Raw genomic sequence first — 7459 nt, forward strand, 5'->3', positions numbered from 1 at the left:
CTCTTGCAGCCCTTTCAATCCCATCACTTCCGACTACGCTTGAAGGTAAGTTTTTTCGGGAGTGTTGCATGTCAGTTCAGCCCACCACACCGCCAGACTCGCACTCCTTGCTGGCGGTCGTCTCCTCCATCATGGATTTTCCCGCCCCCGGCATTGCCTCCCCCGAGGATTACGCCCGACTGGTCGGTCTGCTGGACACACTCTGCCCTCTGCAACATTTCGCCATGCTGGGGCTGGCCGACGGGGGGCTGAACTGGCGCTACACCTATCAGCTTCCCGACGTGTTCAAGCAACAATTGGGACGGGAAGAGCCTCGCCTCACCGAACAGCTCACCCGGCTCGATGAAGGTCAGGGCTGGTGCGTGCAGCCTGTGGAGCATATCGACGTGCAGTGGTTGCTGGCACGCAGCACCCCGGAGCAGGCACCCACCCTGAGGCTGCTGCTGGAGTGCCTGGCCAAACGCCTGCACGAAACCCAGACCGGTACCCAGCTGGCGGGGCAGGCTTCCCCTCTCATGCAGCGGGATCCCCAGTGGCAGGAGAAAATCGAGAAGATCGGCCGAGTGATGCGCCTGGCTCACAACCTGCCTCAGCATGCCCTGTTTGCCCAGTTGGAAGCTGTGTTGCGCCAGATGCTCTCGGTCAGCGACATGTTGCTGATCCGGCTGGAAAACCAGCGACTGGAGCGACTCTATCCACCACACCTGACATACGACGATGACATCATTCGGGCCATGTGCCACAGCACCAACAGCGTAGAGCGCCATGAAGAGGGGCTTTACTGGTACAGCCTGCCCCTGCGCCAGCAGCAGCAATACTTTGCCCACCTCATCCTCAACATGACCCGGCCTCTGGAAACCGATGACAGGCTGTTCCTCGATTTCCTGCGCCATCAGCTGACCCTGTTGCTGGAGCTCAAAAGGGTGCGACAGCAACTCGATGAGCTCAACTCGGAGGAGTCCATCAACCAGCGCCTTCAACAGCTGCGCCAAACCAACCTGAGGTTGCAAAAACGGCTCAAGCATCATCAGGAGCTGGAGCGGCGGCTCCAGTTCAATGCCCTGCACGATCCGCTGACCCAGCTGCCAAACCGGGCGCTGCTGATGAATCACCTGCATCATGCCATGACCCGCTACCGCCGTTACCAGACAGCCGGCTTCACCCTGATCTTCGTCGATGTGGATCACTTCAAGCAGGTTAATGACGCCCTGGGCCACAGTGCCGGCGATCAGCTGCTGCAGGAGCTGGGCAGCAGGCTGCAAGGCTGCATCCGGCAAAATGACATGGTGGCGAGGCTCGGAGGGGACGAATTCGTCATCTATCTGGACAACAGCCAGCGGGAAGAGGACATCAGCCCCGTGCTCAATCGCCTGATTGGCCGTATCGGCCATCCGTTCCGGCTCCAGGGCAACGAACTGACCATCACCGTCAGTCTGGGGGTCGCCAGCGTGACGGAGCAAACGGCCGATGTCAGTGAACTGCTGCACCAGGCAGACCTCGCCATGTACCAGGCCAAGCGCAACGGTCGCAGCCGCATCGTCATGTATTCGGAGGCCTGTACCGAACAGGCGGGGTCACCGGAAGAGCGGCTCTTCAGAGCCTTGCGGGAAGGGCGGATTGTGCCCTACTTCCAGCCGGTGATCAGGCTGTGTGACAGCCGCCTGGTCGGACTGGAGGTGATGGCGCGCTGGATAACGGAGGAAGGGGAGCTCAAGGATGCATTCGACTTCATTCCTCTGGCGGAACAGTGCGGCCTCATTCAGGATCTGGACCGCCAGATCCTCAAGCGCACCTGCCAGCAACTGAAGCTTTGGCAACCCGCCTCCGGGGTCGGTCGTTTCAGGATAGCCATCAACCTCTCCGGCAAGCACCTGGCCAGCCACGAGCAGATCATGCAACTGCTCACCATCATGGAGGAGGAGGGTGTCATCCCCGCATGTTTCATCTTTGAGTTCAACGAACGCGAGCTCTCCCGGCAGAGTGCCGACTCCCTCACAGCCTTGCATGAACTGAGGGCGAAAGGGATCCAGGTCAGCCTGGATGACTTCGGCACCGGCTTCTCTTCCCTCAACGCCCTGTTTCACTTCCCGGTGGATTACATCAAGGTGGACGACAGCTTCACCCATCGCATGTTGAACTCACCCAAGGATCTGGCGCTTATCCGTGCCATGCGGGACATCTGCCAGGACCTCGACTTCACCCTGGTGGTCGAGGGGATCGAAAATCAGCAACAGTTGCAAAAGCTCATCGAGCTTGGCTGCGCCCTCGGGCAGGGGCGCCACATCTCCCCCCCGCTACCGGGAGCCGATATTCCCCCCCTGCTGGGTCAGGCCGCCCGAGAGGCCAAGCCTTCCGGCCTCAATCCTTCTTGAACAGGGCCCGCAGGTTGGCGACACCAACCTGCCCCTTCTGCTGGCGCTCCTCTGCCGTCACCTTCTTCTGGTTTTCCCACTCCAGGTCATCCTGGGGCAGCTCCAGCAGGAAGCGGCTCGGCTCCGGCCGTACCGACTCGCCAAACTGGCGACGCTCCTTGCAGAGGGTAAAGGTCAGCTCGGTCTGGGCCCGGGTGATCCCCACGTAGGCGAGGCGCCGCTCCTCCTCCACGTTGTCCTCGTCGATGCTGGTCTGGTGGGGCAGCAGCCCCTCCTCCATGCCCACCATGTAGACATAGGGAAACTCCAGCCCCTTGGAGGCGTGCAATGTCATCAGCTGCACCTGATCCGCCTCATCCTCCCCTTCGTTGCGCTCCATCATGTCCCGCAGGGTGAGGCGAGTCACCACCTGAGCAAGTGTCATCGACTCCTCCAGCTCATCCCCTTCCAGCATCTCGCTGATCCAGCGATAAAGGGTGGAGACGTTCTGCATCCGAATCTCCGCCGCCTTCGGACTGGGGGAGGTCTCATAGAGCCACTCCTCGTAGTGGATCTCCTTGATCATGTCCCGCACCGCCTCCACCGGATTGCCGCGCAGCGCCTGATCGCCAAGCCGTACCAGCCAGTTGGTGAAGGCCTGCAGGGCGGATAGACCGCGCCCGGAGAGGTATTGCTCCAGCCCCAGCTCGAAGCTGGCAGCAAACAGGCTCTTGCCGCGCTGGTTGGCATACTGGCCCAGTTTTTCGAGGGTGGTGGGGCCTATCTCGCGGCGCGGCAGGTTGACCACCCGCAGGAAGGCAGTGTCCTCGTCCGGGTTCACCAGCAGCTTGAGGTAGGCCATGATGTCCTTGATCTCGGTGCGGGAGAAAAACGAGGTACCGCCCGAGATACGGTAAGGAATACGGTTGGTCATCAGCGCCTTCTCGAAGATGCGCGACTGATGGTTGCCCCGGTAGAGGATGGCGTAATCCTTGAACCGGGTGCGGTTCATGAACTTGTGGCCCATCAGCTCGGCGGCGATACGCTCCGCCTCGTGCTCCTCATTCTTGGCAAACAGCACCTTGAGCTTCACCCCTTCATCCAGTTCGGAGAAAAGCGCCTTGTCATAGACGTGGGGGTTGTTGGCGATCAGGATGTTGGCGCACTTGAGAATGCGCCGCTTGGAGCGGTAGTTCTGCTCCAGCTTGATGAGTCGCAGATTGGGGAAATCTTCGTTCAGCAGCACCAGGTTCTGCGGCTTCGCCCCGCGCCAGGAGTAGATGGACTGGTCGTCATCCCCCACCACGGTGAAGCGGGCCCGCTCGCCGACGATCTGCTTCACCAGCTCGTACTGGCTGGTGTTGGTGTCCTGGTATTCATCGACCAGCAGGTAGCGGATCTTGTTCTGCCAGCGCTCGCGCACCTCCTGGTTGCTCTTGAGCAACAGGGTCGGCATCACGATGAGGTCGTCGAAATCCAGCGCGTTGTAGGCCACCATCTGGCGGTGGTAGCGCTCGTAGAGCTGAGCCATCAGCACCTCTTCCGGCCCGTGGGCGATGCGCATGGCCCGGGCCGGCAGGATGAGATCGTTCTTCCAGTTGGAGATCTGGCTGATGAGGGCCGAGAGCTTGTCCTTGTCGTTGTCGAGCTCCGCCTCGGTCAGCTCTTTCAGCAGCGCCAGCTGGTCGGTGTCATCGAACAGGGAGAAGTTGGCCTTGAGGTTCAGGCTCTTGTGCTCGCGACGAATGATTTCGAGTCCCAGGGTATGGAAGGTGGAGACCATCAGTCCCCGCGCCTCCTTGCGACCCAGGGTCTGGCCGACCCGTTCTTTCATCTCCCGCGCGGCCTTGTTGGTGAAGGTGACGGCGGCGATGTTGCGCGCGTTGTAGCCGCACTGCTGTACCAGATAGGCAATCTTGTTGGTGATGACGCGGGTCTTGCCCGATCCGGCACCCGCCAGCACCAGGCAAGGGCCGGAGACAAACTTGACCGCTTCGTTCTGATTGGGGTTGAGCTTCATGGGCCGGATCTCTTGGCTTATGATGAGGGGCGGCATTGTAACAGAGATCCCGCAGGCAGCCGAAACCGCAGGCAATATCCCGCCACTGCGCCTTGTGTTTGACCGCTATTTTCCGGATCATGGCCGACTTTTCCAGACGATATGAGGGGAGCATGAACCAGCAACAGCACGCCCGGCTGCGCAGCCAGTTTCCGGCCTTGGCACAAGAGGTCAACGGCCACCCTCTGGTCTATCTGGATAACGCCGCCACCACCCAGAAACCCCAGGTGGTGCTGGACGCCATCGCGCACTACTATCGGGCCGACAACGCCAACGTGCACCGCGCCGCCCATGCCCTGAGCGGCCGCGCCACCCGAGCCTTCGAGGCCGCCCGCGAGACGGTTGCCCGCTTTATCAATGCCCCTCGCAGCCACGAAGTGATATGGACCCGTGGCACCACGGAGGCGATCAATCTGGTGGCCCAGAGCTGGGGCATGAGCGAACTCAAGGCGGGGGACGAGATAGTGCTCAGCACCCTGGAGCACCATGCCAACATCGTCCCCTGGCAGCTGATTGCCCAGCGTACCGGCGCCGTGATCCGGGTCATCCCCCTCGATGAGCGGGGCGATCTCGATCTGGCGGCCTATCACGCCATGCTGGGGCCACGCACCCGGCTGGTGAGCGTGGCCCACGTCTCTAATGCCCTTGGCACCGTCAATCCGGTCAAAGAGATGGTGGCTGCCGCCAAGGCGGTCGGGGCCCTGACCCTGATCGACGGCGCCCAGGCAGTGGCCCATCTCGAGGTGGATGTGCAGGCCATCGGCTGCGACTTCTACGCCTTCTCCGGTCACAAGCTCTATGGCCCGACCGGGATCGGCGTGCTGTGGGGCCGCACCGAACTGCTGGAGCGGATGCCACCCTGGCAAGCGGGGGGCGAGATGATCGACAGAGTCAGCTTCGCCGGCACCACCTTCAACTCCCTGCCCTTCAAGTTTGAAGCCGGCACCCCCCATATTGCCGGCGCCATCGGCCTCGCCGCAGCCATCGACTTTGTGATGGAGCAGGACAGGGAGGCATTGGCCAGCCATGAAGCGGCGCTGACCAACTATCTGGTTTCCGGACTGCAACAGGTGCCGGGGCTGCGCCTAGTCGGCGAACCTCGCCAGCGCGCCGGCGCCGTCTCCTTCCTGCTGGAGGATATCCACCCGCAGGACGCCGCCACCCTGCTCGACATGCAGGGGATCGCACTGCGGGTCGGCCATCACTGCGCCATGCCGCTGATGGAATCGCTCGGTATCGGCGGTACCCTGCGCACCTCGCTGGCCTGCTACAACAATCGGGACGATGTCGACGCCCTGCTGGCCGCCCTGCACAAACTCAGTGACTTCTTCTAAGGCAGACAATCCAATGAACAGCCTCGCAACCTATACCCGGATAGGCGTTGAGCCCGACGCAAATAGTATCCGTCAGCAGTTTGCCGCAGCACACGGTTGGGAAAACCAGTACCGGCTCATCATCCAGCTCGGCAAACGGCTGCCTGCACTGCCCGGTGAATGGCAGCAGGAGGCATTTCGCCTCAAGGGATGTGAAAGCCAGGCCTGGCTGAAGGGGGAGAAGAGCGAGGATGATTGCTGGCACTTTGCCTGCGATTCCGATGCCCGCATCGTGCGGGGCCTTATCGTCATCGTGATGGCGGCGCTCAACCACCAACCCGCAGCGGCGATCCACTCCTTCGACATGGAGGGCTATTTCACCGAACTAGGGCTTGAGAAACACTTGAGCCCGTCGCGAGGCAACGGGCTCAGAGCTATCGTATTGGCAATCCGGGAGCAGGCAATCTAACCCGCCTTGTCCAGTGGTCGATTAGGCTTTGCCAATCGACTCTGCCTCTTCATTCCCGGCCTCTCTCTCGGCACGAGCTCCCCGCTCGGCAATCTTCTTCAATACCCGGGAGGCCGCGACCAATCCAAAGGTGGCCGTCACCGGCGTCACGGCGCCAAAGCCAGAGGCGCAATCCATCTTCATATTGCCGTCGCTGGCCGCCTTGGCCTGGCAGGTGCTGCCATTGCCATCCGGATAACTCAGCTGCTCGGTTGAGAAGACACACTCCACCCCGAACTTGCGGGCCGGATTCTTGCTGAAGTTGTGCAGCCGACGCAGGTCGGAGCGCACCTTGGCAGCCAACGGGTCCTGAATAGTCTTGGCCAGATCGGCCACGGTGATCTGGGTCGGGTCCATCTGCCCGCCGGCACCGCCCGCCACAATCACCGGGATCTTGTTGCGCTTGCAGAAGGCTATCAGCGCCACCTTGGCCTTGACCGAGTCGATGGCGTCCACCACATAGTCAAACTCCCGCTTGATATGCTCGCCCAGGTTGTCGACGGTGACGAAGTCATCCACCTCGATCACCTCGCAATCCGGATTGATGGCACGGATGCGCTCGGCCATCACCTCCGTCTTGAGACGGCCGACCGTGCCCTGCATGGCATGGATCTGGCGATTGGTGTTGGTGATGCAGATGTCGTCCATGTCGATAAGGGTGATCTGGTTGATACCGGCCCGAGCCAACGCCTCGGCTGCCCAGGAGCCGACGCCACCGATCCCTACCACACAAACTTTCGCCTGGCTGAAGGAGCGCAGCGCACTCTGACCATAAAGACGGGCTATGCCCCCGAATCGCTGTAGATACTCTGCTTTCATACCACCACCTTGCTTGAGGGCGGCCATTATAGCGGCAACCTCTCTCAGGGGCGATGATCGGATGATGGTGGTGTTGATGTGAGAGAAAAGGAGTGCGGTATCGAAAACGAAAAAAAGCCCAGTCTTTCGACTGGGCTTCTTAAGTAGTGGCGGAGCGGACGGGACTCGAACCCGCGACCCCCGGCGTGACAGGCCGGTATTCTAACCGACTGAACTACCGCTCCGCATTCGGTTAGCTTTCGCTAAATCATTTGCCGCTTCTTAATGAGGTGTCATCCTCGCAGCCAGTCATGTGATTCTTCACATCACCGTTTAATTGGGTGCCTGGCAGTGTCCTACTCTCGCATGGCGAATGCCACACTACCATCGGCGCTACAGCGTTTCACTTCTGAGTTCGGCATGGGGTCAG

Annotated in this window: 5 protein-coding genes and 1 tRNA gene; 3 read left to right on the plus strand and 3 right to left on the minus strand. The window is 61.0% G+C overall.

The annotated features are described in order from the left end of the window. The first annotated feature begins 68 nt into the window (after positions 1 to 68). Positions 69 to 2372 (plus strand): bifunctional diguanylate cyclase/phosphodiesterase, encoded by a 2304-nt coding sequence (locus AB5Y80_RS14820; protein WP_052224759.1) that lies wholly within the window; start codon positions 69 to 71, stop codon positions 2370 to 2372. Here AB5Y80_RS14820 and rep read toward each other — a convergent pair. Further along, positions 2359 to 4371 (minus strand): DNA helicase Rep, encoded by a 2013-nt coding sequence (gene rep, locus AB5Y80_RS14825; protein ID WP_368173125.1) that lies wholly within the window; start codon positions 4369 to 4371, stop codon positions 2359 to 2361. The two genes, AB5Y80_RS14820 and rep, sit on opposite strands and share 14 nt — an antisense overlap. A 152-nt stretch (positions 4372 to 4523) precedes the next feature. Here rep and AB5Y80_RS14830 point away from each other — a divergent pair, with 152 nt between their 5' ends. Then, complete coding sequence (locus AB5Y80_RS14830) at positions 4524 to 5744, plus strand: aminotransferase class V-fold PLP-dependent enzyme (protein ID WP_368173126.1); 1221 nt, start codon at positions 4524 to 4526, stop codon at positions 5742 to 5744. 13 nt (positions 5745 to 5757) lie between these two features. After that, positions 5758 to 6192, plus strand: a complete 435-nt coding sequence (locus tag AB5Y80_RS14835; protein ID WP_368173127.1) for a SufE family protein — start codon at positions 5758 to 5760, stop codon at positions 6190 to 6192. A 21-nt stretch (positions 6193 to 6213) separates the two neighbouring features. On the opposite strand, the gene tcdA is transcribed toward AB5Y80_RS14835, so the two are convergent. Then, entirely contained in the window at positions 6214 to 7050 is an 837-nt protein-coding gene (tcdA, locus tag AB5Y80_RS14840) for a tRNA cyclic N6-threonylcarbamoyladenosine(37) synthase TcdA (RefSeq protein ID WP_368173128.1), read from the minus strand. 147 nt (positions 7051 to 7197) lie between these two features. After that, positions 7198 to 7274 (minus strand) — tRNA-Asp (locus AB5Y80_RS14845). Positions 7275 to 7459: the final 185 nt, after the last annotated feature.

The organism is Aeromonas sp. R2-1, assembly GCF_040908425.1.
Lineage (GTDB): Bacteria > Pseudomonadota > Gammaproteobacteria > Enterobacterales > Aeromonadaceae > Aeromonas > Aeromonas caviae.

Coding starts and splice junctions, on each gene's coding strand:
- AB5Y80_RS14830 (WP_368173126.1), top strand. CDS start 4,524: ATGAACCAGCAACAGCACGCCCGGCTGCGCAGCCAGTTTCCGGCCTTG.
- rep (WP_368173125.1), bottom strand. CDS start 4,371: ATGAAGCTCAACCCCAATCAGAACGAAGCGGTCAAGTTTGTCTCCGGC.
- tcdA (WP_368173128.1), bottom strand. CDS start 7,050: ATGAAAGCAGAGTATCTACAGCGATTCGGGGGCATAGCCCGTCTTTAT.
- AB5Y80_RS14835 (WP_368173127.1), top strand. CDS start 5,758: ATGAACAGCCTCGCAACCTATACCCGGATAGGCGTTGAGCCCGACGCA.
- AB5Y80_RS14820 (WP_052224759.1), top strand. CDS start 69: ATGTCAGTTCAGCCCACCACACCGCCAGACTCGCACTCCTTGCTGGCG.